Origin of the sequence: Rhodopseudomonas julia (assembly GCF_030813515.1) — a bacterium.
GTDB lineage: Bacteria > Pseudomonadota > Alphaproteobacteria > Rhizobiales > Afifellaceae > Afifella > Afifella julia.
This window is the reverse complement of record NZ_JAUSUK010000001.1, coordinates 1,823,608-1,846,917: the sequence shown is the minus strand read 5'-3', so window position 1 is coordinate 1,846,917 and position 23,310 is coordinate 1,823,608. Positions and strand designations below refer to the sequence as shown.

The window sequence follows — 23,310 nt, the reverse complement described above, 5'->3', positions numbered from 1 at the left end:
CAAAATGCGAGGAGGGGACGATGCAGCTCGATAAGACGCTTCGCGACGCCATTGCCTCAGGCGCGCTCCTCCTCGCTCTTTCCGGCGCCGCTCTCGCAGAGCCCGCCTTCGCCGCAGATGGGCTGCAGAATGACACCGTCTTCGTGCGTATAGAGAACCAGGAAGTCGCCTATCGGCCCTCCGGGGAGTTTCTGCGCGACGGGCATCCGATCGATCCACCTCTGACAAAGATCAGGCCAGAGCGCGCTTTCTTCATCATGAAACGGCAGGTGACGCGCGGCGAATATTCCGCTTGTGTCTCCGCGGGCGCCTGCCGGGTGCTGGACGAGGCGGGAGAAGCGGCGCTCCCCCTCGTCGGCGTCAGCTACGACGATGCAATTGCCTATGCCGCGTATCTGTCCGAGACCACCGGCGAGGCTTACCGTCTGCCGACGGACGAGGAATGGGCGATCGCGGCGGGCTCGCGCTTTCAGGATGACGGCCTCGGCGTCACGACCAATTCGGACAATCCCGCAGAACGCTGGCTTGCAAGCTATGACGCGGAGGCCGCGCGCGCCCGCAAGGTCGAAGCCGAACCGCGCCCCATCGGCAGCTTCGGCGAAAACGAGATCGGCCTCTTGGATGTCTCAGGCAATATCTGGGAATGGACGTCGACCTGTTTCACACGCCACCGGCTCGACGAAACGGGCGTTGCGAGCACCCATGAAAGCTGCGGCGTACGCATCGCCGAGGGCGAGCACCGGGCCTATCTGACGAGCTTCGTGCGCAACCCGTCGGCCGGCGCCTGCTCGGTCGGCATTCCGCCCGCCAATCTCGGCATCCGGCTGGTGCGCGAGGAAACAGGCTTCTTCGCGCGGATCGGCCGGATTTTCGGCTTCTGAGCACGCGGCAGGAAGACCCTACCGCGGGAGAATACCGGGACGCTCCAGACGCTCTGGCTGGGCCTCAGACGTCGAGATTCGCAACCTGCAGCGCGTTCGTCTGGATGAACTCGCGACGCGGTTCGACATCGTCGCCCATCAGTCCTGAGAAGATCATCTCGGCTGCGTCGGCATCTTTGACCGTAACCTGCAGGAGCGAGCGGCTGTCTGGATCGAGCGTCGTCTCCCAAAGCTGGTCCGGGTTCATTTCGCCGAGCCCTTTGTAGCGCTGCAGTGTGATGCCCTTGCGCCCAACGGCGAAGACGCCCTCCAGAAGCTGCATCGGTCCGAACACCGTGCTGTCGATCTCTTTGCGCCGCAGCCGTGCCGGCTCATCAAAGACGGACATCATCGACTGGGCATGATGGTTGATCGATTTCGCATCGGCCGAGCCGATGAGCCCGGAATCGAGGCGCACGACCTCGGTCACGCCACGCAAGGTGCGTTGCAAGAGCACGCCGCCGTCGCGGATCTCACCCTGCCAGCCCTTCTCCGTCTCGTCGGCCATGCGGTCGAGACGCTGCGCCGTCTTGGCGGCGATCTGCAATGCCTCCGCTGGCACCGCCATGCGCTCTGCATCGAGCGCGCCGGCAAGCGCCGCCTGCTCCACAACGGCACGATTGTAGCGCGAGTGCAGCCGGTCGAGTGCGGTGCGCAGGCCCCGCGCCTCGTCGATGATGGCGCGCAGATCCTCGAGCGCCCGCTCTTCGCCATGCGCCAGCGTCAGAACCGTTTCTTCCAGGCCACCGCGGATCAGGTAATCCTCGAGCGCCCGCTCGTCCTTCAGATATTGCTCGGACCGGTTGCGGGTCACCTTGTAGAGCGGCGGCTGCGCGATGAAGATATGCCCGCGATCGATAAGCTCACGCATCTGCCGATAGAAGAAGGTGAGAAGCAGCGTGCGAATATGCGCGCCGTCGACATCGGCATCCGTCATGATGACGATGGTGTGGTAGCGCAGCTTGTCGGGGTTGAATTCTTCCTTGCCGATGCCGGTGCCGAGCGCCGTGATCAAGGTGCCGATCTGATCGGAGGAGAGCATCTTGTCGAAGCGCGCGCGCTCCACGTTGAGGATCTTGCCTCGAAGCGGCAGAACGGCCTGATAGCCACGATCGCGGCCCATCTGCGCCGACCCGCCGGCCGAATCGCCCTCGACGATGAAGATTTCCGATTTGGACGGATCGCGCTCCGAACAATCCTTGAGCTTGCCGGGCAGCGAGGAAATGTCGAGCGCGCCTTTGCGGCGAGTGAGATCGCGCGCCTTTCTGGCCGCCTCACGCGCAGCCGCGGCTTCGACCACCTTGCTGACGACGATCTTGGCTTCCGCCGGATGCTCCTCGAACCAGGTGGAGAGCGCCTCGTTGATGACCGATTCCACCACGGGGCGCACTTCGGAGGAGACCAGCTTGTCCTTGGTCTGCGAGGAAAATTTCGGATCCGGCACCTTCACTGACAGAACGCAGGAAAGTCCTTCACGACAATCGTCGCCGGTCAGGGACACCTTCTCGCGCTTCACGATGCCGGAGCTCTCCGCATAGGCCGAAACCTGCCGCGTCAGCGCGCCTCGGAAGCCGGCGAGATGGGTGCCGCCGTCACGCTGCGGAATGTTGTTGGTGAAGAGAAGCACCGTCTCGTGATAGCTGTCGTTCCACCACAAAGCCGCCTCGACGGTGATGCCGTCGCGCTCATGATAGACCGCGATCGGTGCCGGCATCAGCGGCTTCTTCGACCGGTCGACATAGCGCACGAAGGCTTCAAGACCGCCTTCATATTCCAGGATCTCTTCACGCACATCGGCATGCCGGCGATCGGTCAGGCGGATCTTGACGCCAGAATTCAGGAAAGCGAGTTCCCGCAGACGGCGCTCCAGCGTGTCGTAATCGAACTCCGTCATCGTGAAGGTTTCGGTGGACGGCATGAAGGTGACTTCAGTGCCTGTCATATCGCCCGCATCACCGATCACGGCGAGCGGCTGCTCGGCCACACCGTGCACGAAGCGCATCTCGTTGATTTTGCCGTCGCGCCAGATCTTGAGCTTGAGCCAGGAGGAAAGCGCATTGACGACGGAGACGCCCACACCGTGCAGACCGCCCGAAACCTTGTAGGAATTCTGGTCGAACTTTCCGCCGGCATGAAGCTGCGTCATGATCACTTCGGCAGCAGACACGCCCTCTTCCGGATGCAGATCCGTCGGAATGCCGCGGCCATTGTCCATCACCGTGACGGAGCCATCGGAATTGAGCGTGACCGAGACTTCGGAGGCCCAGCCCGCAAGCGCCTCGTCGATGGCGTTGTCGACGACCTCGTAGACCATATGGTGGAGGCCCGAACCGTCATCGGTATCGCCGATATACATGCCGGGTCGCTTGCGCACGGCATCGAGGCCCTTCAGGACCTTGATGGAGCCCGCCCCGTAATCTGAGGGGAGGCTAATGCGTGGCGTCTCGGGTGTGTCCGTCATAAGCTTTCGAATCGGCTAGAGAGATGGGGTTTCCCCTTATAGATGGGGATTGTGGCAACGCCAATGAAGGCGGCGGCCATGTTTTTTGGCGTCCACGCCTGATGTTGAGAATTACTTACGAAACACGGGCCGACATGCCCGGCGAAGAGCCGTCCTTGCGGCCGTGACGCGCCCCTCCCCTGGGAAGGAGTCGCTCCAGCAGCCCCTGCGCAAAGCCGAAGGTCACATCCTCGCCGGCAAAAAGCAGGCGATACACCAGCGGCGCGAAGACGTGGTCCATCAGCGCCTCGCTGTCGGGCGGGTTCTCACCGCGCAACTCCGCCCTGGCACAGATCGCGTCGAACTGCTCACGCAAAGCGCAGGCACATTCCCCCGCATTGGCCGATGTCTGGCCGCCGACGAGATCCCGCAGCACGGAGCGACCAAAAGCTGACGACATCTCGTCGATATATTGGGCAAGCCATGCTTCCATGTCGCCGCGAAACGAGCCTGTGTCCGCCGGAGCGCCGTCGGGACGAAGGCGCTCCAACGCGACGTCGGAGAGAAGCTGCGAAAGATCTCCCCAGCGCCGGTAGATCGTCGATGGCGTCACCCCGGCACGAGCGGCAATCGCTGGCACCGTCAGCTCCTCCCGACTTGCCTCTCGTTGAATGTCCCGCACGGCCTGATGGACCGCAGCCTGCACGCGTGCGCTCCGTCCTCCGGGTCGAGGCCCCTTACGGACGCCGGTGACCGGCTCTTCCTCACGCGCCATTCTGATCGCCACTAACGCAAATTATTTGCCTTAAGCGAAGGTATCGGATATCACAAAAGCACATTTTTCGCTTTTGTCTCACAGGTCACCGCATGTCAAACGAATCTGCCCTGCCTGAAATGCCGTCGGCGACGGCCGCGCTTTCGATTCATACCGCAACGACGGTGGTTTTCCTCGCGGCATCAAGCGCCCTGACCCCGCTCTATCGGCTTTACCAGACCGCCTGGGGGTTCTCACCGGGCACGCTCACCTTGATTTTCGGCGTCTACGCCTTTGCCTTGCTGACAAGCCTCATCGTCGCGGGATCCTTGTCCGACTATCTCGGACGTCGTCCGGTCCTCAGCCTGGCATTGCTGCTCGAAGTCGCCGCGATCACGCTGTTCCTGATCGCGACATCGCCCGGCTGGCTGCTTGCAGCCCGTCTTGTGCAGGGAGCGGCGACCGGCCTCGCCACCTCGACGCTGGCAGCGGCTCTGATCGATCTCGACCACCGGCGCGGTGCTCTGATCAATAGCATTTCCCCGATGCTCGGCATGGGTTTGGGAGCACTCGGCACCACAGCCCTGGTCGAAACCGCCCCGGCGCCCTTGCACCTCGTCTTCGTCGTATTTCTGGTGGCATTATGCCTGCAGCTCGTCCTGACATGGCGGGCGCCCGAGACGGCGCGGCGACGGCACGGGGCTCTCGCGTCGCTGCGGCCGCGGATCTTCGTACCCCAAAGCGCATGGGCAGAGCTCCTCGCGGTCACCCCGATCAATGTCGCGGTCTGGGCGCTCGGGGGTTTCTACCTGTCGCTGATGCCCTCCCTCATCGCAGAGGTCACGGCCTCGCAGTCGGTCTGGCTCGGAGGCCTCAGCGTCGCGGCCCTGACGATGAGTGGCGGCCTGGCCATTCTCGGTCTGCGCCAACATGCACCTTTGACGGCGCTTGTGAGCGGCGCATGCGCCCTGATCCTCGGCGTCTCCGTCACCTTGGTCGGGGCCGATCTGCGGATCGGAGGCCTCCTGTTTGTCGGCTCGGTCATTGGCGGTCTCGGTTTCGGCGCTGCTTTTCTGGGCGCCATGCGCAGCGTCGTGCCCCTGGCCGCACCGCACGAAAGGGCGGGCCTGATGGCGGCCTTCTACATTGAGAGCTATCTGGCCAACAGCGTACCCGCGATCCTTGCCGGATACATGGTGCGACGCCTCGACCTTCTTGCCGTCGCCAACCTCTACGGGGGAGCGCTCATCGTGCTCGTCGTCACCGGCCTGATCTTGACGCTTGCCCGCCACAACCGCGCCGCTGCAGCAAAGGTCTGCACCTGCCGTGTCTGATCCAGCCTGGGAGACTGGCTCTAGGTCTGCGAGAGCTGCCCTTCGACAACCTCGATGAACTGGCCGCTGTCGCTGACGGCGGAAAACAGCGCCTTGTCGGTGCCGGTGAGAAAACTCTGCCCGCCGAGCGCCTCGAGCCGCGCAAGAAGCGCCGCCCGCCGTCCCTCGTCGAGATGGGCGGCGACCTCGTCGAGGAGGAGGATGGGCGTCATTCCGGCAACGCGGGCAACGAGCTCCGCCTCCGCCAGGATGATGGCAAGAAGCAACGCCTTCTGTTCCCCGGTGGAGGAAAGTGCCGCCGGCGCGTTCTTGGCGGCAAACGTGACGGCGAGATCGGAGCGATGCGGCCCGGACAGGGTTCTCTTGGCAGCCCGGTCGCGCCCTCTCTCGGAGGCAAGCGCGGCCCGGTATGCCTCTTCGGCCTCGCTTGCCGAACGTCCTCCCACGAGCCCCTCCTCGAAATCGCCTTGGAGCGCGAGCCCGGCGGACGGAAAGGCGGAGGTTTCGTCATGCGAGGCGATCAGCCCGGCCAGGAGCGACACCGTTTCCTGGCGGGCAAGCGATACGGCAAGCGCCGCCTCCGCAAGCTCGGCTTCAACGGCCGAAAGCCAGCGCGGCCCGGCATCGTCCTCGAGCAGACGATTGCGACTTGAGACGAGCCGGTCGAAGGCGCGCACCCGCGCACCGTGCCCCGGATCGATGGCAAGGGTCAGCCGGTCGAGAAACCGCCGGCGGTCGCCGGGCGCACCTGTGAACAGCCCATCCATTGCCGGCGTCAGCCATAAAACCCGGCAATAATCCGACAAGGCTTCCGAAGAGGGTGCCGTCGCCCCGTCGACGCGCACCTCGCGGCTTGCCTCTTCCGCGGAGCGAAGCCCGGTGCCGACGCGTCTAAGCTCTTCGCCGGCGGCGATATCCGCCGCAACCGCCCAGCCCCCGGCACCGTGCGTGCGGGCAACTGAGCCGAGTTTTGCGCGCCGCAGGCCGCGGCCGGGCGACAGGAAGGACACGGCTTCCAGAAGGTTGGTCTTGCCGGAGCCGTTGCGGCCGGTGAGGACGACGAGACCCGGCCGGAGGTCGCACGCGACCGCCTTGTAATTGCGAAAGTCCGTCAGCTTCACAGAAGCGAGCGTGACCTGCTGCAAAGCCGCAGGTGCCGCGATCATGACCTCACACGCGCATCGGCATCAGCACATAGAGCGCGTCGCCGCCCTCTTTGTCGCAAATGAGCGTCGGCGATCCGGGATCGGCGAGTTCGAAACGTGCTTCGCCCGTCGTCAGCTGGTCGGCGATGTCGAGGAGGTAGCGAGAATTGAAGCCGATCTCCAAAGGCTCGGCATCGTAATCGACATCGATCTCGTCGGTGGCGCTGCCGGAATCCGGGTTGTTGACGGTCAGAACCAGACGCCCTTCGGAAAGCGCCAGCTTCACCGCCCGGCCGCGATCGGAGGAAATGGTCGAGACCCGGTCGACGGCATTTTTGAAGACATCCTTGGAAACGACCATCTCCTTGTCGTTCCCGGACGGGATGACCCGCTCGTAATCCGGAAAAGTTCCGTCGATCAGTTTCGAAGTCAGCACGATCGAGCCGGCGCTCAAACGGATCTTGGTGTCGGAGAGTTCAAGCGACACATTGGTGTCGCCATCCTCCAGAAGCCGCTGCATCTCGCCGATCGTCTTGCGCGGAATGATAATGCCCGGCATCTCGTCGCTGCCTTCGGGCGCGGTCATTTCCGCCTTGGCGAGGCGGTGCCCGTCGGTCGCCACGGCACGCAGCCGCCGCTCCGGCCCCTCGCCTGCGACGTGGAAGAAGATGCCGTTCAGGTAGTAGCGGGTCTCTTCCGTGGAGATCGCAAACTGCGTGCGTTCGATGAGGCGTCGCAACTCGCTCGCCGTCAGCACGAAGCGCACCGGAAGCTCGCCCGGATCGAGATCCGGGAAATCGGTATCCGGCAGCATCTGCAATTCAAAGCGGGCACGCCCCGCCATCAATTTCATGGTGCCCCCGTCGCCGGTCGTCAGAGAGATCTCTGAGCCTTCCGGCGCCTTGCGCACGATGTCGTAGAGCATATGCGCCGGCACGGTGGCGGCCCCCGGCTGCTCGACCATGGCGGGCATCCGATTGGACACCTCCAGATCGAGGTCGGTGGCTTTCAAGAGCACGCCGCCCTCGACCACGCGCAACAGCACATTCGACAGGATCGGAATGGTGTTGCGCCGTTCGACGACGCGATGGACGGGGGTCAGGGCTTTCAGGAAGGCAGCCCTTTCGATCGCAACTTTCATACCGGCATTCCAGGAATTGGAGGGCCCGAAGCCCCTGCGGATACGGGTGCATCGCAGCGGCGGGCGGTCAAATTGGCGCGCCTCACTGACAAAAGCAAGTGCGCGTGGCCGCTTGCGCGGAAGAACCACGAAGAGGGGCGCCGGCGGCAGAAAAAACCGCCGGCGGAAGAGGACTTAATCCTGCAACAGTCGACGCAGGAGCTCGATCTCGTCGGAGAGCTTCTGATCGGCGCCGACAAGTCCCTCGATCTTGCGCACGGCGTGCAGGACCGTCGTGTGGTCGCGCCCGCCGAATCGCTTGCCGATTTCCGGAAACGAGCGCGGCGTCATGGTCTTGGCGAGATACATGGCGATCTGCCGGGGCCTCACAACGGTGCGGGTGCGCCGCGCGGAGACGAGATCCTGCCGGCTCACATTGTAATGGCGGGCGACGATCTTCTGGATGTCTTCGATGCGGATACGCTTCGGCTCGCGGTCTCCGATGAGATCGGCGATCGCCAGTTCGCAGGCGTCGACCGAGATCGGCTGGTCGGAGAACTGGGCGCGACAAATCAGCCGGTTCAAGGCGCCGTCGAGATCGCGCCCGTTGCTCACCACCATGCGGGCGATGAAATCGAGCACATTGTCAGGCACATGGATCTTGGGATCGCGTTCGCAGGCCGCCGCCAGACGAAGGTCGAGGATCTTGCGGCGCATCGCCGTATCGGGGCGCGCCATGCCCACGACCACGCCGCCCTTGAGGCGCGAGCGCACGCGCTCGTCGATCCCGTCGAGCTCGCCCGGCGCCCGATCGGCCGCAACGACGACCTGCTTGGAGCTGTCGAGAAGCGCGTTCAGCATGTGGCAGAATTCCTGCTGCACGCTGCGGCCGGTCAGGAACTGCATGTCGTCGATCAGGAGGATGTCGATCGAACGCAACTTTTCCTTGAAGTCGAGCGCGGCCTTGTCGCGAAGGGCGGCGACGAACTGGAAGGTGAAACGCTCCACCGTCAGATACATCACCCGGCGCTGCGGATGCAGCTTGCGCGTCTCATGCGCGATCGCCTGCAACAGATGCGTCTTACCGATGCCGACACCGGCATGGATGTAGAGAGGATTGTAGAGGGGGGGCGCACCGTCAGGCGCCGTGGCCACGGCCCGGGCCGCGCGGAACGCAACCTCGTTGGAAGCGCCTTCGCAGAAGCTGGTGAAGGTCAACCGACCATCGAGAGGCGAACCGGCAAAGCGGTCTTCCGCTTCGTCTTGCGCGGCCTGAGGCAGGGCCGGCGTCGGTTCAGAATGCACGACCTTGACTTGCGCAGGGAATTTGAGAGGGCTGCGCTTGAGGATATCCACCCGACGCACATCGCCATATTCGGCGTTCCAGAGCGCCACCAGGCGGTCACTGTAATGACTCTTGATCCATCCCTTCAAAAACAGGGTCGGCGCCGAAAGGCTGACGACACCCGCCGCAACCCCGTCGCATTCGATGCGCGCAAACCATGACGTAAAGACATCGTCACCGAGCTCCGTCCGGAGCCGCTTTTTGACGCGCGCCCAGGCTTCGTCCCAGTCACGCCGCTCGACGTCTGTCTCCGCCACGTCCTGCTCCTTCATGATTTTCGCCGCCTCTGCAGACATACTGCCTCGTCCTCCTTGCGCCGGGCGCTGACGCGCCAAGCCTTTCACCTCATGCACCCGAACGACAGTCAAGACTGTGTCCAGGGCAGTCCCACCGCTTTCCAGCCGTTGATCTGCCCGCGATGTCCAGCCTCGTCGCGGTCCCCCTCGAACCCTCCCGAAACATTGAAACATGGACCATACCCTGCCGCCGTCATGGCCGCCGCAGCTGCTGCGGAGCGCACGCCCGATCGACAGATGAAATAGAGCGGCACATCCTGCCCAACCCCCGCCTCCCCGAGAGCTGCGACAAGCTTTCCGGCAAAATCCGGATCGACCTGTTGCGTGGGAAAGGATTGCCACTCCGCCAAAAAAAGCTGGCGCCCCAGGGACGACAGATCCGGGAGACCGACATAGGCCCATTCGGCACGCGTGCGCACATCGACCAGCACAGCATCCGACTCTGAGAGAGCCTGCCAGGCCTCCTCTGGTCCGACGTCGTCCTGATAAGCCTGTGTGCGCAAGACAAATGCCTCCTGTCCGCCCGAGTCATGACCCGGCCGCCAAAAACACCCGTAAGAGGGGATCCCAGCCTTTTGGTTTTGACGGTCTTGGAAGACCGCCGCGACGGTGCGAACCGCTGGGTCAGACCCGCCCAGGCGCAAGGCGTCCGTCACGCCAGGAAGAATTCCTGGCGCTGTTCGGCTTCACCTTTTGCTGAGGGCATCGGGTCGCCCCGTCGTGGCGACCTAAAAACCACAGAGCTGAGGGGGGGGCAACCATCGAATCCGCCGCAGACGGAACGAACTAAAAACGACTCTCGCATGACCCTCGGGAAGCCCGTCACAGCGTCGTGCCACAAGCCCTTGGAGTCGCAGAGTCTTGGGCAATATGTGCGTTTTCGGCAACGGCTTTTGAAGCGAGTCAGAATCGTTGCCGCGCAATTGGGCTTGACTCGCAATCCGGTTCAAAAATCCGGGTCCCGACGTCCGTCTTGCCCATAAACTTTTGTTAATGAATGGATAATTCTGACAGCGTGGCTCAACCAGACTCTGCCGGGAGCGTTCGACGCCGGCCGCAAAAAGGGCACCGCAGCGTCTCTTTGGGTATGTGTGGAAAGCGGGCAAAGCCCGCCCTGCCATGTCATACGAGGCGGCGTTGCAAAGACGCCGCCAGGTTGCGTTCAGCCGAGGGCCTTCACGCGCTGTGCCAAACGCGACATCTTCCGCGCCGCGGTATTCTTATGCAGGACGCCCTTGGAAGCGCCGCGCATCAATTCCGGCTGCGCCTCGCGCAGAGCGCTCTGGGCGGCCTGGGAATTGCCCGAGGCAATGGCCTCTTCGACCTGCCGCAGGAAAGTGCGCAGGCGCGAACGCCGCGCCTTGTTGGTGGCCGTGCGCTGCTCGATCTTCCGAGCAGCCTTCCTGGCCGAAGGTGTATTGGCCATATCAAGATCCGTTCGTTGCCAATTGAAGGGCTCTGTCGGCGCCGACAATTGTCGCTTCGGCCCAACAGAAAGCGCGGCCGTAAACGGCCGCGTTGTCGCCCGATGCTATAGTTGCGCCCTGCCCGGCAGTCAACGGCAAGCTCCACCTGCCGCAAACAAGCATTTTTACGCGACCTCAACGACACAGACTAGCCCGGCCGTTGTAACTCCCATCGCCGGCGCGAAGGCCCGACTTTCCTCGCCGTCTCGGCCGCCACAGCGAAACGGCCGCACCGGCGGCCGCTCCCTCTCACGGTTTCACCCTGCCGAAGCCTCAGATGATCGCCTCGGCTGAACCGAGATTTGCGAGGGCCCGCCGCGCCATGACGGCGACGAGGTTCGCCCGATATTCGGCTGAGCCGTGAATGTCGCCCATCATCATCTCGGGATCGACACTAAGGCCTTCAAGGGCGTTGGCGGAGAAATCCCCGGCAAGCGCCGTCTCCGCCGCAGTCCAGCGGAAAACGCCCTCATTGCCGGCGCCGGTGACGGCGACACGGACCGAGCCATCGCGATGGCGTGCCACGAAAACCCCGGCCATCGGATAGCGCGAGGCGGGATTGCGGAACTTGGCATAACCCGCCGCCTCCGGAATGGCGAAGCTGACGGCCGTCACGATCTCGCTTTCCTCCAGCGCCGTCTCATAGAGCGCCGTAAAGAAATCGTCGGCCGCGATCTCGCGGCTGTCGGTTGTGATCGTGGCCGCAAGCGCGAGTGCGGCCGCGGGGTAATCTGCGGCCGGATCGTCATTGGCGATCGAGCCGCCGAGCGTGCCGCGATGGCGCACCTGGGCATCCCCGATCGAACCGGCGAGTGCGGCAAGCGAGGGGATGGCCCGCTGCACCTCGCTTGAGGCCGCAACCTCCGCATGCGTCATGCCGCCCCCGATCCGGACCCGATCCCCTTCGACCGAAATCCCCTTCATGGAACCGATGCGGGTGAGATCGATGAGGACGTCATGCGCGGCAAGCCGTTGCTTCATCGTCGGCAGCAAGGTGTGGCCGCCGGAGAGATAGGCGGCATCGGACGCTCCCTGGAACAGCCGCCGCGCCTCTTCCACGCTGTCTGCACGCTTATAGGTGAGAGAATACATGGGCTTTGCTCCTATTCTGCCGCCTGCCGCATGGGCGTGGCACCGGCCCGCAGGGCCCGCCACACCTTCTCCGGTGTCGCCGGCATGGCGAGGTCGTTGTTGTCGATCGCGTCCGTGATGGCGTTGATCACCGCTGGCGGCGTGCCGATGGCGCCCGCCTCGCCGCAGCCTTTCATGCCGATCGGGTTCGACGGGCAGATCGTTTCCGTCGTCGACACCTTGAAGGACGGCAAATCGTGCGCCCGCGGCATGGCGTAATCATTGTAAGACGCAGTGATCAGCTGACCGCTCTCGGGGTCGTAGACGCAGCCTTCCAGGATCGCCTGCCCGACACCCTGTGCGATACCGCCATGCACCTGGCCCTCAACGATCATCGGGTTGATGACCCGTCCGAAATCATCGGCCGCCACGAACTGGATGATCTCGGTATGGCCGGTATCGGGATCGACCTCCACCTCGCAGACATAGGCGCCGGCCGGGAAGGTGAAGTTCGCCGGATCGTAGAAACTCCCCTCCTTGAGGCCCGGCTCCATCCCCTCCGGCAGATTGTGCGCCGTATAGGCGGCAAGGCAGACCTCATGCCAGCCGAGCTTCTTGTCGGTACCGGCGACCCGCACCTCGCCATCGGCGATCTCGATATCGCCCTCGGCCGCCTCCAGAAGATGCGCGGCAAGTTTCTTCGCCTTCGCCTCGACCTTGTCGATGGCTTTAGAAATCGCCGACATGCCGACGGCGCCGGAGCGCGAGCCGTAAGTGCCCATGCCGAACTGCACCTTGTCGGTGTCGCCATGCACGATCGAGACATTGTCGATCGGCACGCCGAGGCGTTCCGCCACGAGCTGGGCGAACGTCGTCTCATGCCCCTGGCCGTGGCTGTGCGAGCCGGTCAGAACCTCGATCGTGCCGACCGGATTGACCCGCACTTCGGCCGATTCCCAAAGCCCGACACCGGCGCCGAGAGAGCCGACCGCCTGCGAGGGCGCGATGCCGCAGGCCTCGATATAGCAGGAGAGCCCGATGCCGCGGAGCTTGCCGCGCCGCGCCGCCTCCGCCTTGCGCTCACCGAAACCGGCATAATCAGAGGCCGACAGAGCGGCGCTCAGCGAGGCTTCGTAATCGCCGGCGTCGTAATTCATGATCACCGGTGTCTGATGCGGGAATTCGCGGATGAAGTTCGTCCGCCGAAGTTCCGGCGGCGCCACGCCGAGCTCGCGCGCTGCCGTCTCCATCATCCGCTCCACGACATAAGTCGCTTCCGGCCGCCCGGCACCGCGATAGGCATCGACCGGCGCGGTGTTCGTGTAGACGCCGCGCACATTGCAGTGGATCGTCGGGATATCGTACTGCCCCGACAAAAGCGTGGCGTAGAGATAGGTCGGTACCGAGGAGGAGAAGAGCGACATGTAAGCGCCGAAATTGGCGATCGTGTCGACCTTGAAGGCGGTGATGCGGTTGTTGGCGTCGAACGCCATTTCCGCGACCGTGACATGGTCGCGGCCATGCGCGTCGGTGAGGAAAGCCTCCGACCGATCGCCCGTCCATTTCACCGCAAGCCCCGTCTTGCGCGCCGCCCACAGGCAGGCGACCTCTTCCGGATAGATGAAAATTTTGGAGCCGAAGCCACCGCCGACATCGGGCGCGATCACCCGCAATTTGTGCTCCGGCGCCACATTGTAGAAGGCAGAGAGAACGAGCCGCGCCACATGCGGGTTCTGCGACGTCGTCCATAAGGTGAAATGGTCGTCCGCGGCATCGTATTGGGCAAGTGCGGCCCGCGGCTCCATGGCGTTCGGAACGAGGCGGTTGTTGACGATCTCCATGCGCGTGACATGGGCGGCCTCCGACAGGGCCTTATCGGCCGCGGCCTTGTCGCCGATCTCCCAATCGTAGATGAGATTGCCCTTCGCCTCGGGATGAAGCTGCGGCGCCCCGTCGGTGAGCGCCTTCGCTGGGTCGGTGATGGTGGGAAGCTCTTCCCATTCCACCGCCACGACATCGGCCGCATCTCGGGCCTCGCCCCGTGTTTCGGCGATCACCATGGCGACGGCCTGGCCGACGAAGCGCACCACGTCCGGCGCAAGCGCCGGCCATGCGCCCATATTCATCGGCGTGCCGTCCTTGGAATGGACCATCCAGCCGCAGATGAGATTGCCGATGCCGTCGGCCACGAGTTCCGAACCGGTGAGGACGGCGAGCACGCCCGGCATGTTGCGCGCCTGTTCGGTATCGATGCCGCCCACCTTCGCATGGGCGTAAGGGCTTCGCACGAAAGCGACATGCTTCATGCCGGCGACGCGCATATCGTCGACGTATCGCCCCTTACCGGTGATGAATCGCTTGTCTTCCTTGCGCGCCACCCGCGCGCCAATGCCATCTTGAGCCATGTTTCCTCCTTCGGCCGCGCCCTTTTGCCGGACCCTTTGTCGGGTCTCTTGCGAGGCGGTCCGGATTCAAGATCAACGCGCCTATTCGGCGGCCTGGCGGACCTCGCCATGCATCTCCTGCGCAGCCGCAAGGATCGCCTTGACGATGTTGTGGTAGCCCGTGCAGCGGCAGATATTGCCCTCGAGCTCGTGGCGCACCGTGTCCTCGTCGAGCTGGCCCTCGTGCCGGCGGATGATGTCGACGCCGGACATGATCATGCCGGGCGTGCAATAGCCGCATTGCAGGCCGTGATGCTCCTTGAAGGCGGCCTGCAGGGGATGCAGCTCGGCCCCGTTGGCGAGCCCTTCGATCGTCGTGATGGACGTCCCGTCCGCCTGCGCTGCAAGAATGGTGCAGGATTTGATCGCCTTGCCGTCGAGATGCACGACACAGGCGCCGCATTGCGAGGTGTCGCAGCCGACATGCGTGCCGGTCAGCTCCAGATCTTCGCGCAAAAAGTCCACCAGGAGGCGGCGGTCTTCCACCTCCTTGGAGACCTGACGGCCATTCACCGTCATCGTCACAGTGACCATTGAAACCCTCCCTATGAGTTTTGTTATGGGGGCGTGTCGCCCGTTATCCAGATCGCGGCCTTGAATGCGGCCGCGACCCTAAAAGATCGCCCAGAGCACAATCAGGATCAGGATCGCGATAAAGCCCCAGACCATGGGGCCGCCAAGGAACCCGCCAGCGGCGCGTTCCTCCACCGCTTCCTCGGCCTCTTCGGCGGCATGCTCCAGTTCATGAGCGGCATGCGAGAAGGCCGATTCATGCTCGCCCTCGCGTTCGGTCTCGCTGCTGGAGCCGGCACTCGCTACCCCGCCGCCGACTTCCGGCACACCGGTCGCGAGCGGCGGCACGGTGGCTCCGGGAATCGCAGCCGTGCCGGCAGGCTCTGAGAGCGCGGCTTCATCGGCCGCGGCACCGGCCGGCGCCGCCTCATCTGCCTTGACGGTGTGACCGCCGGCCTTTTCGGCGAGACAGGAGAAGAACTGGTCGGCGAGCTTTTTGGCGGTGGATCCCACGAGGCGATTGCCGAGCTGGGCGAGCTTGCCGCCGACTTGCGCATCGGCGTCATAGGTCAGGATCGTCGTCTCGCCCTCTTCGGCAAGACGCACATCCGCGGTTCCCTTGGCAAAGCCCGCAACCCCGCCCTGGCCTTCGCCGGCGATCCGGTAGCTCTCAGGAGGCTTTACATCCTGCAGTTCGACCGTGCCGTTGAAGGTCGCCTTGACTGGCCCGATCTTCGTCGTCACGCGCGCGGCAAGGCCGCCGGTTTCGGTCTCATGGAGCTCTTCGCAGCCGGGCAGACATTCGCGCAGCACGTCCGGATCGTTGAGGAGCGCCCAGACCTTCTCTCGCGGCGCCGTGATCACGTATTCACCGGTGAGTTTCATACTGCCTCCCTACGCCCCCTTGTTGATTGCGTTCGATTGTGCACACAGGCCCATTCATACTCAACTGGCAAACAAACCCCGGCAAAGGCTATTTGATGGCAAGACCGGAGACGACAAGGCCGGAGACAACAAGGGACCTCATGCCACTCAGCCAACTGCCCGCGCCGCTCGATACGCTCATGACGATCGCCATCGCAGCCGGGGAGGCCATTCTCGAAATCCATGACGGCGACCTCGCCGTGGAAAAGAAGGCCGATTCATCTCCCGTATCCGCGGCGGACCGGGCGAGCGAAAAGCTCATCACCGAGAAACTGCGCCATGCTTTTCCCGACATCCCGATCGTCGCCGAAGAGGCCTGTTCGGAGTTTGGACCGCCCGAATGCGGCAACCGCTTCTTCCTTGTCGATCCGCTTGACGGCACGAAGGAATTCCTGAGCGGCAGCGGCGAATTCACCGTCAACATCGCGCTCATCGAGGACGAACGTGCGGTCGCCGGCGTGGTCTACGCCCCGGTGCTCGGCAAATTCTATTGCGGCCTCAAGCAGGAGGCCTGGCGCGGCGAGGTGGAGCGTCCGTCGGGGATCGTCACCGACCTGCAGGCGATCGGCATCCGCCCCGTCCCGGCAACGCCGATCGCCGTGGCCAGCCGCTCGCACATGTCGCCGGAGACGGCCGCATTTCTCGATCGTTTCGAAGCGGCAGAGACGCGCTCGATCGGCTCTTCGCTCAAATTCTGTCTGCTTGCAGCGGGCGAGGCCGACTTCTACCCTCGCCTCGGCCCGACGATGCAATGGGATACCGCGGCCGGCCAGGCCGTGCTGGAGGCGGCCGGCGGCCAGGTTCTCAACCTCGACGGCACGCCCTTTCTCTATGGTCGCGAACACGAAGGCGGGCCCCGCCCCTTCGAGAACCCCTTCTTCCTGGCGATCGGTGATCCAGCGCTCACAGAAACTCTGATCGACAATCGTGCAGACTGACCCTTTTCAAAACGAGACGAGCTTCCAGCCGCGGGTTCTCGCAAGCCGCGGACACGAGGATTACGCGCTTTTGGACAGCGGCAACGGCCGCAAGCTCGAACGCTTCGGGCCGATGCTGCTCGACCGGCCGGAGGAACAGGCGATGTGGGCGCCCGTCCTTGCCGAGAAGCAATGGCAGCGGGCGGACGCCGTCTTCACCGGCGACGTGGAAGAGGAAGGTGCAGGGCGCTGGCGGCAGAACGCCGGCGAGACGGAATGGACCTGCCGTCACGGCGCGCTCGCCTTCACCTGCCGCCTGACCTCGTTTCGCCATGTCGGCGTCTTCCCCGAACACGCCGTGCATTGGGATTTCGTCGAAGAGCAGCTCAGGAGACGCGAGGCGCCGAAACTCCTCAATCTCTTCGGCTATACCGGCATCGCCTCGCTCGTTGCCGCGCAGGCCGGCGCTCAGGTGACCCATGTCGACGCCTCCAAAAAGGCGATCGCCTGGGCGCGGGAGAACCAGGCGCTTTCCGGACTTGATGACAAGCCGATCCGCTGGCTCATCGACGATGCCGGCAAGTTCGCCGCCCGCGAGGTGCGCCGCGGCAATCTCTATGACATGATCCTGCTCGATCCGCCGAAATACGGCCGCGGGCCGAAGGGCGAGACCTGGCATCTGTTTGAGGATCTGCCGGAGATGCTGAAGCTCTGCGCCCAATGCCTGAAGCCCGGGGGAACGCTGATCCTGACGGCCTATGCCATCCGCGCCTCATATCTCGCCTTGCACCAGCTTGCGGCCGATATCGTCGGCGGCAGGGTCACGTCCGGCGAAATGGCGCTCCTTGGCGAAGGCCGCGCAAAGGCCTTGCCCACGGCCCTATATTGCCGGGCGGAGAAACCACAATGAACGAAGCCGAGGAAGAGTGGCGCCCAGGCTTTCACCGCGTCACCAGCCCGTCGAACCCCATCGTCAAGCAGCTCTCGGCCCTTTCGGCCAAGAAGAAGGAGCGTGACCGCACCGGCCTCTTCCTGGGCGAAGGCCTGAAGCTCGTACGCGACGCGCTGGAGACGGGATTTCGCGTCCATGATTTCATCGCCTCCGCGGAGAGCCTGCAGGAGGGCGCGGTTGCCGATACCGCCGCCGCCGTCAAAGGTGCGGGAGGGCGCGTTCTTTCCGTCAGCCGTCCGGTGCTGGAAAAACTCTCCCGCCGCGACAATCCGCATTCCGTCATCGGCGTCTTTGAGCAGAAGCTGGCGCCCCGCAAGGATATCGGCCGTGAAGGCCTTTGGATCGGGCTCGACCGCATCCGCGATCCCGGCAATCTCGGCACCATTTTGCGCACGGCCGATGCCGCGGGCGTCGCCGGCGTCGCGCTGATCGGCGAATGCTGCGATCCGTTTTCGTTGGAGACAGTGCGCGCCTCCATGGGCTCCTTCTTCCACGTGCCGCTGGCAACCGCCGACGAGGCAGCCTTCCTCGCCGCGGCGAAGGCGAATTCGGCGCGCCTCCTCGGCACGCATCTTTCAGCCACAGAGGATTTCCGAGAAGCGGATTATGCGCCGCCTCTCATTCTCGTCATGGGCAACGAGCGCCAGGGTCTGACCGACGTGCTCGCCACTGCCTGCGACGGCCTTTTGCGCATCCCGATGCGCGAGGGAGCGGATTCGCTCAACCTCGCCGTCGCCACCGGCTTGATGATCTACGAGGCGCTGAAGCACCCACAAAACGCCGCGACCTTGGCAAAAGCTCAACCTTTACGAAGTACGGGCCGTTGATGGCCGCGTGCCGCCGAGACTATATGTGTCCGCAACCCGCGCTTCTCGGCTGAGAAGCCCCACGTCTGGCAGGAGTTGAACGTGCAACCACCGAGCGAACCGACCCGCCTTGTCACCGTTTTCGGGGGCTCTGGCTTTTTGGGCCGTCATGTCGTGCGTGCCCTTGCTCAGCGTGGCTGGCGCATCCGCGTTGCCGTGCGGCGACCGGATCTCGCCTTCCACCTGCGGCCTCTCGGCTCGGTCGGTCAGATCGTCCCGATGCAAGCGAATTTGCGCTATCCCTGGTCCGTAGAACGCGCGCTTGATGGGGCCGATGCCGCCGTCAATCTCGTCGGCATCCTCTACCAGGGCGGGGCCCAGAACTTCGATGCCGTGCAGGCGAAAGGTCCGCGCACCATCGGCGAAGCGGCCAAGGCGGCCGGCGTGGACGAGATCGTCCATGTCTCCGCCATTGGCGCCGACGCGAACTCCGACATCCCCTATTTCCGCAGCAAGGCAGAGGGCGAAGCGGGTCTGCGCGAACACCGGCCCGATACCGTCGTGATGCGTCCGTCGATCGTCTTCGGACCGGAAGACGAGTTCTTCAACCGCTTTGCCGGCATGGCGGCGATGTCTCCGATCCTGCCGATCATCGGCGACGGCAGCTCGCGCTTTCAGCCGGTCTTCGTCGGCGATGTGGCCGAGGCGGTCGCCAAAAGCCTCGAAGGCAAGGCGAAGCCTGGCGCGACCTATGAGCTCGGCGGCCCGGAGGTTTTGACCTTCCGCGAATGCATGGAACTCATGCTGAAAGTGATCAACCGCCGCCGCAAGATCGTGTCTATCCCCTTCAGCGTCGCCAAGCCGATGGGCCGCATCATGAGCAAATTGCCCTCGCCGCCCCTCACCTACGATCAGGTGCGTCAGCTCCGGCTCGACAATGTCGTCTCGGAGGAGGCGAAGGCGGAAGGCCGCACGCTCGAAGGCCTCGGCATCGACCCCGCCGCGCTGGAACTCATCCTGCCGACCTATCTCGTGCGCTTTCGCGACCACGGGCAGTTTGCCGAGAAGCACCCCGTCTGAGGCGCAAACGGAGCGCGACCCGCCACGAAGCCGCGCGTTGAAGAGATACAGAACCCCCTGAAGCGGCGGGAAGAGCTCCCGCCGCAGCCCTTATCTTCAGCCCCAGAGCCAGAGCCCGATGAGGCCCGCCGTGCCGACGGCGATGCGCCACCAGGCGAACGGCGTGAAGCCGTGGCGGGAGACGAAGTCGAGCAGGCTGCGCACCACGACGAGGGCCGCCGCGAAGGCGAAGATGAAGCCGACGCCGATGATCACCGCATCGTCGGCGGACAAGAGCGCGCGATTCTTGAAGAGATCATAAGCGAAGGCGCCGGCCATCGTCGGCATGGCGAGGAAGAAGGAAAATTCCGCCGCCGAACGCTTGTCGCAGCCCATCAGAAGCGCGCCGGCAATGGTCGCGCCGGAGCGCGAAACACCCGGGATCATCGCCAGGCACTGGAACACGCCGATCTTGAAGGCGAGCCCCGGCGGATAGCGCATGGCGTCGTGATGGACCGGCTTCAGGTCCAGCCGATCGATGAAGGCGAGAATGATGCCACCCACAATCAGGGTGATACATATCAGCACCGGCGTCTCGAATAAGACATTCTTAATAAAATCGTGCGCGATGACACCTATGACTGCGGCCGGCAGGAAAGCGAGGAGGATCGCGATGACGAAGCGCCTTGCATCGGGGCTCGTCGGAAGTTGTGTCGCCACACGCCACAACCGCCCGAAATAGACCGACAGGATGGCCAGGATGGCGCCGAGCTGGATGAGCACTTCGAAGGTCTTGCCCGTCGATTCGAAGCGCAGGAAATGTCCGGCCAGCAGAATGTGCGCTGTCGACGAAACCGGAATGAACTCCGTCAGCCCTTCGATCAAACCGAGAAAAGCGGCCTCAACGATGGTCCCGATATCCAAGCTCTTTCCTTTCCCGCATAGGCGATCGCCCAACCTTCGCCCGATTGCGCCGCCATGGCACAAGGGCACCCGCGAATCGTCGCGAGCGTGCGGCTCCTACCATGCCGCAATGAGCGTTCCCATTTCCTTTCACCAGTTTGATAGCCAGCCCCGCTGATGATCCGGCTTTACCACCATCCATTGTCCGTTCCCTCCCGCTTCATCCGTCTGGCGGTGGGGGAATGCGAGCTCACTTGCGAGTTGATCGAGGAGCGCCCCTGGGAGCGCCGTGAAGAATTCCTTCTGATGAACCCGGCAGGCACCCTGCCGGTGATGCAGGAAGACAACGGCCCGCCGATCGTCGGCGCCTGGCCGGCGTCTGAATATCTCGACGAGACCCGCGGTTTTGCCCTCGACGAGCATCGGCTTCTGCCGGCAAACGCCGACGGCCGCGCCGAGGTGCGCCGGCTTCTCGACTGGTTTCTTGGAAAGTTCGATCCCGAAGTGACGGTCTATCTCGCAGAAGAGCGGGTCATCAAACGCGAGATGTCTCGGCTCGGCATGGATTCCTCGCCCGATTCCTCGCTTCTGCGTGCCGGACGGGCTAATATCCGCATGCATTTGCGCTATATCGACCACCTGATCGTGGAACAGAGCTGGCTTGCCGGCGACCGCATGAGCTACGCTGATCTCGCCGCAGCAGCAGCACTTTCCGTGGCCGATTTTCTGGGTGAGGTGCCCTGGCAGGAATACGAGGAAGTCAAGGATTGGTACGCGAGGATCAAATCGAGACCGTCCTTCCGTCCGCTCCTCCACGACCAGATGCGCGGCGTGACGCCGCCGGCCCATTACGCCGATCTCGACTTCTAGACGCGGAGCGCCTGAAGGCGTTCCTGGCCGAAATTGCCCGTGAGGAAGGCTTCGCCACCGTCGGCGTGACGCCGCCGGAGGGGCTGGGCGCCGCCGGCGAGCGCCTTGGCGTCTGGATCGACGCCGGACGTCACGGCAGCATGGAATGGATGCCGGAAACGGCGGACCGGCGCGCCGATCCGCGCCGCATCTTCCCGGACGTCCGATCCGTCGTCATGCTCGGCATGAATTACGGCCCCGAGGACGATCCTCTCGCCACGCTCGCTGAACGGCAGAAGGCGACGATTTCCGTCTATGCGCGCAACCGCGATTACCACGACCTCATCAAGGGGGCGATGAAGCGCATCGGCTCGCGTTTCGCCGCCGAAGCGCGCCGGCGCAATCTTCCCGACGAGATCAAGGTTTTTGTCGACACCGCCCCCGTCATGGAAAAGCCTCTGGCCGCGGCCGCCGGCATCGGCTGGCAGGGCAAACACACCAATCTCGTCTCGCGCGAACACGGCTCCTGGCTTTTTCTGGGCGCGATCTTTACTGCCGCCGAGCTTCCTGCAGATCCCGCGGAAACGGACCATTGCGGCTCATGCCGGCGCTGCCTCGAGGCCTGCCCGACGAACGCCTTCCCGGCGCCCTACCAGCTCGATGCGCGGCGCTGCATCTCCTATCTGACAATCGAAGACAAAGGCCTGATCCCGCGCGAATTTCGCAAAGACCTCGGCAACCGCATCTATGGCTGCGACGACTGCCTCGCCGCCTGCCCGTGGAACAAATTTGCTGAAACCGCCTCTGAGGCGAAGCTGAAAGCCCGCGAGGATCTTCAGGCGCCTTCTCTGAAAGACCTGGTCCGTTTGGACGATGCCGCCTTCCGGCAGCATTTTTCCGGCTCGCCAATCAAACGCATTGGACGGGCGAAATTCGTCTCCAATGTCTTGATCGCGATCGGCAATTCGGGCGATGCGGAGCTTGCATCGGAAGCTAGGGCAAGGCTCGATGACGAAAGCCCGCTTGTGCGCGGCGCGGCGATCTGGGCACTCGCCAGGCTCGCCCCCGAAACGGCAGAGAGGGCACGGGCAGAACTTTTGCCGCAAGAAGACAATGCCGCCGTGCGCGGCGAATGGAATTTGCTTGGCGAGGATTGATGGATCTCTTTTGCTTTGGCCTCGGTTATTCGGCCCGCTTCACCATGGACGCACTTGAACCCGAAAGCGTCTGGGGCACGACGCGCAGCGCCGAAGGCCTGCATGCGATGGCCGCGCTCGGCGCCATGCCTCTCCTCTTCGACGGAAATGCCGGCGCGCCCCATAACGGTGCCGTCTCCGATGCGCTCGCCGAGGCGACCCATGTCCTCGTCTCCATCGCACCCGACGAAACGGGTGATCCCGTGCTCAACGTCTTCGGCGACGCCCTGTCGGAAGCGGGGCCCAATTCGATCTGCTACCTCTCCACGGTCGGCGTCTATGGCGACCATGATGGCGGCTGGGTCGACGAGACGTCGGAATGCCGGCCGGTCTCGACGCGCTCCAAGCAGCGGGTCGAGGCGGAAAACGCCTGGCTCTCGTTCTCAGAGACGACGGGCATTCCCGTTTCCATCGTCCGCCTCTCCGGCATCTACGGCCCCGGCCGCGGCCCGTTCGAAAAGATCCGCCGGGGCACGAGCCGCCGCATCATCAAGGACGGACAGGTGTTCAACCGCATCCACGGCGAGGATATCGGCCAGATCGCAGCCGCCGCTCTCCGGCAGAACGCGTCCGGGATTTTCAACGGCACCGACGATGAGCCGGCCGCACCGCAGGACGTGATCACCTATGCCGCCGAGCTCCTGGGCGTCGAGCCGCCCGAGGAAGTCCGTTTCGAGGCCGCCAATATGAGCCCGATGGCGCGCACCTTCTATGGCGAGAACAAGCGGGTCAAAAACGACAAGATCAAGAACGAGCTCGGCGTCGCCCTCGCCTACCCGACCTATCGCGAGGGCCTGAAAGCCATTCTCGCCGCCGAAAACGGCTGACGGGCCTGGGCGGCCCCACACGGGCGGAG

The 23,310-nt window shown here is 64.0% G+C and carries 21 protein-coding genes; 9 read left to right on the top strand and 12 right to left on the bottom strand.

Features of this window, described 5'->3' with window-relative positions:
* Positions 1–20: 20 nt before the first annotated feature.
* The gene (locus J2R99_RS08490; RefSeq protein ID WP_307153989.1) at positions 21–881 is read left to right on the top strand and encodes an SUMF1/EgtB/PvdO family nonheme iron enzyme; all 861 of its coding nucleotides are present in this window, start codon (positions 21–23) and stop codon (positions 879–881) included.
* A gap of 64 nt (positions 882–945) precedes the next feature.
* Here J2R99_RS08490 and gyrB read toward each other — a convergent pair whose 3' ends face one another.
* Together gyrB and J2R99_RS08480 are read right to left on the bottom strand one after the other, a co-directional pair.
* Positions 946–3,381 (bottom strand): DNA topoisomerase (ATP-hydrolyzing) subunit B, encoded by a 2,436-nt coding sequence (gene gyrB, locus J2R99_RS08485; protein ID WP_307153988.1) that lies wholly within the window; start codon positions 3,379–3,381, stop codon positions 946–948.
* Positions 3,382–3,496: 115 nt separating this feature from the next.
* Positions 3,497–4,135 carry a TetR/AcrR family transcriptional regulator gene (locus J2R99_RS08480; protein ID WP_307153987.1) on the bottom strand — a complete coding sequence of 213 codons (639 nt, stop codon included), beginning with the start codon at positions 4,133–4,135 and terminating at the stop codon, positions 3,497–3,499.
* A gap of 92 nt (positions 4,136–4,227) precedes the next feature.
* Here J2R99_RS08480 and J2R99_RS08475 point away from each other — a divergent pair, with 92 nt between their 5' ends.
* The gene (locus J2R99_RS08475) at positions 4,228–5,448 is read left to right on the top strand and encodes an MFS transporter (RefSeq protein WP_307153986.1); all 1,221 of its coding nucleotides are present in this window, start codon (positions 4,228–4,230) and stop codon (positions 5,446–5,448) included.
* Positions 5,449–5,468: 20 nt separating this feature from the next.
* On the opposite strand, the gene recF is transcribed toward J2R99_RS08475, so the two are convergent.
* The 9 genes from recF to J2R99_RS08430 all read right to left on the bottom strand — a co-directional run bounded on the left by recF (position 5,469) and on the right by J2R99_RS08430 (position 15,733).
* The gene (recF, locus tag J2R99_RS08470) at positions 5,469–6,614 is read right to left on the bottom strand and encodes a DNA replication/repair protein RecF (RefSeq protein ID WP_307153985.1); all 1,146 of its coding nucleotides are present in this window, start codon (positions 6,612–6,614) and stop codon (positions 5,469–5,471) included.
* Between the two features lie 4 nt (positions 6,615–6,618).
* A complete protein-coding gene (gene dnaN / locus J2R99_RS08465; protein ID WP_307153984.1) occupies positions 6,619–7,734 on the bottom strand; it encodes a DNA polymerase III subunit beta in 1,116 nt (371 codons plus the stop codon).
* A gap of 174 nt (positions 7,735–7,908) precedes the next feature.
* Positions 7,909–9,354, bottom strand: coding sequence for a chromosomal replication initiator protein DnaA (gene dnaA / locus J2R99_RS08460; protein WP_307153983.1), 1,446 nt, complete (start codon positions 9,352–9,354; stop codon positions 7,909–7,911).
* 68 nt (positions 9,355–9,422) lie between these two features.
* Positions 9,423–9,857 (bottom strand): rhodanese-like domain-containing protein, encoded by a 435-nt coding sequence (locus tag J2R99_RS08455; protein ID WP_307153982.1) that lies wholly within the window; start codon positions 9,855–9,857, stop codon positions 9,423–9,425.
* Positions 9,858–10,516: 659 nt separating this feature from the next.
* Positions 10,517–10,780 carry a 30S ribosomal protein S20 gene (gene rpsT, locus J2R99_RS08450; RefSeq protein WP_092814887.1) on the bottom strand — a complete coding sequence of 88 codons (264 nt, stop codon included), beginning with the start codon at positions 10,778–10,780 and terminating at the stop codon, positions 10,517–10,519.
* Positions 10,781–11,093: 313 nt separating this feature from the next.
* Positions 11,094–11,912, bottom strand: a complete 819-nt coding sequence (locus J2R99_RS08445; protein WP_307153981.1) for an FAD binding domain-containing protein — start codon at positions 11,910–11,912, stop codon at positions 11,094–11,096.
* Positions 11,913–11,923: 11 nt separating this feature from the next.
* Positions 11,924–14,296 carry a xanthine dehydrogenase family protein molybdopterin-binding subunit gene (locus J2R99_RS08440; RefSeq protein WP_307153980.1) on the bottom strand — a complete coding sequence of 791 codons (2,373 nt, stop codon included), beginning with the start codon at positions 14,294–14,296 and terminating at the stop codon, positions 11,924–11,926.
* A gap of 81 nt (positions 14,297–14,377) precedes the next feature.
* Entirely contained in the window at positions 14,378–14,869 is a 492-nt protein-coding gene (locus J2R99_RS08435; RefSeq protein WP_307153979.1) for a (2Fe-2S)-binding protein, read from the bottom strand.
* A gap of 78 nt (positions 14,870–14,947) precedes the next feature.
* Positions 14,948–15,733, bottom strand: coding sequence for an SRPBCC family protein (locus J2R99_RS08430; protein WP_307153978.1), 786 nt, complete (start codon positions 15,731–15,733; stop codon positions 14,948–14,950).
* Positions 15,734–15,873: 140 nt separating this feature from the next.
* On the opposite strand from J2R99_RS08430, the gene cysQ reads away from it, so the two are divergent.
* The 4 genes from cysQ to J2R99_RS08410 all read left to right on the top strand — a co-directional run bounded on the left by cysQ (position 15,874) and on the right by J2R99_RS08410 (position 19,527).
* A complete protein-coding gene (gene cysQ, locus J2R99_RS08425; RefSeq protein ID WP_307153977.1) occupies positions 15,874–16,710 on the top strand; it encodes a 3'(2'),5'-bisphosphate nucleotidase CysQ in 837 nt (278 codons plus the stop codon).
* Positions 16,700–17,599, top strand: a complete 900-nt coding sequence (locus J2R99_RS08420; protein WP_307153976.1) for a class I SAM-dependent methyltransferase — start codon at positions 16,700–16,702, stop codon at positions 17,597–17,599. The genes cysQ and J2R99_RS08420 overlap by 11 nt, the downstream gene beginning before the upstream one ends.
* Entirely contained in the window at positions 17,596–18,468 is an 873-nt protein-coding gene (locus J2R99_RS08415) for a TrmH family RNA methyltransferase (RefSeq protein WP_307153975.1), read from the top strand. The genes J2R99_RS08420 and J2R99_RS08415 overlap by 4 nt, the downstream gene beginning before the upstream one ends.
* Before the next feature lie 81 nt (positions 18,469–18,549).
* Complete coding sequence (locus tag J2R99_RS08410; RefSeq protein WP_307153974.1) at positions 18,550–19,527, top strand: complex I NDUFA9 subunit family protein; 978 nt, start codon at positions 18,550–18,552, stop codon at positions 19,525–19,527.
* Positions 19,528–19,623: 96 nt separating this feature from the next.
* On the opposite strand, the gene J2R99_RS08405 is transcribed toward J2R99_RS08410, so the two are convergent.
* A complete protein-coding gene (locus J2R99_RS08405; RefSeq protein WP_307153973.1) occupies positions 19,624–20,430 on the bottom strand; it encodes an undecaprenyl-diphosphate phosphatase in 807 nt (268 codons plus the stop codon).
* Between the two features lie 156 nt (positions 20,431–20,586).
* Between J2R99_RS08405 and J2R99_RS08400 the strand changes: the two genes are divergently transcribed.
* The 3 genes from J2R99_RS08400 to J2R99_RS08390 are packed head-to-tail and all read left to right on the top strand — an operon-like array spanning position 20,587 to position 23,281.
* Positions 20,587–21,279 (top strand): glutathione S-transferase family protein, encoded by a 693-nt coding sequence (locus J2R99_RS08400; protein ID WP_307153972.1) that lies wholly within the window; start codon positions 20,587–20,589, stop codon positions 21,277–21,279.
* An 11-nt stretch (positions 21,280–21,290) separates the two neighbouring features.
* On the top strand, positions 21,291–22,415 hold the full coding sequence (gene queG / locus J2R99_RS08395) for a tRNA epoxyqueuosine(34) reductase QueG (RefSeq protein ID WP_307154187.1): 1,125 nt from the start codon (positions 21,291–21,293) through the stop codon (positions 22,413–22,415).
* On the top strand, positions 22,415–23,281 hold the full coding sequence (locus J2R99_RS08390) for an SDR family oxidoreductase (protein WP_307153971.1): 867 nt from the start codon (positions 22,415–22,417) through the stop codon (positions 23,279–23,281). The genes queG and J2R99_RS08390 overlap by 1 nt, the downstream gene beginning before the upstream one ends.
* The last annotated feature ends 29 nt before the right edge of the window (positions 23,282–23,310 follow it).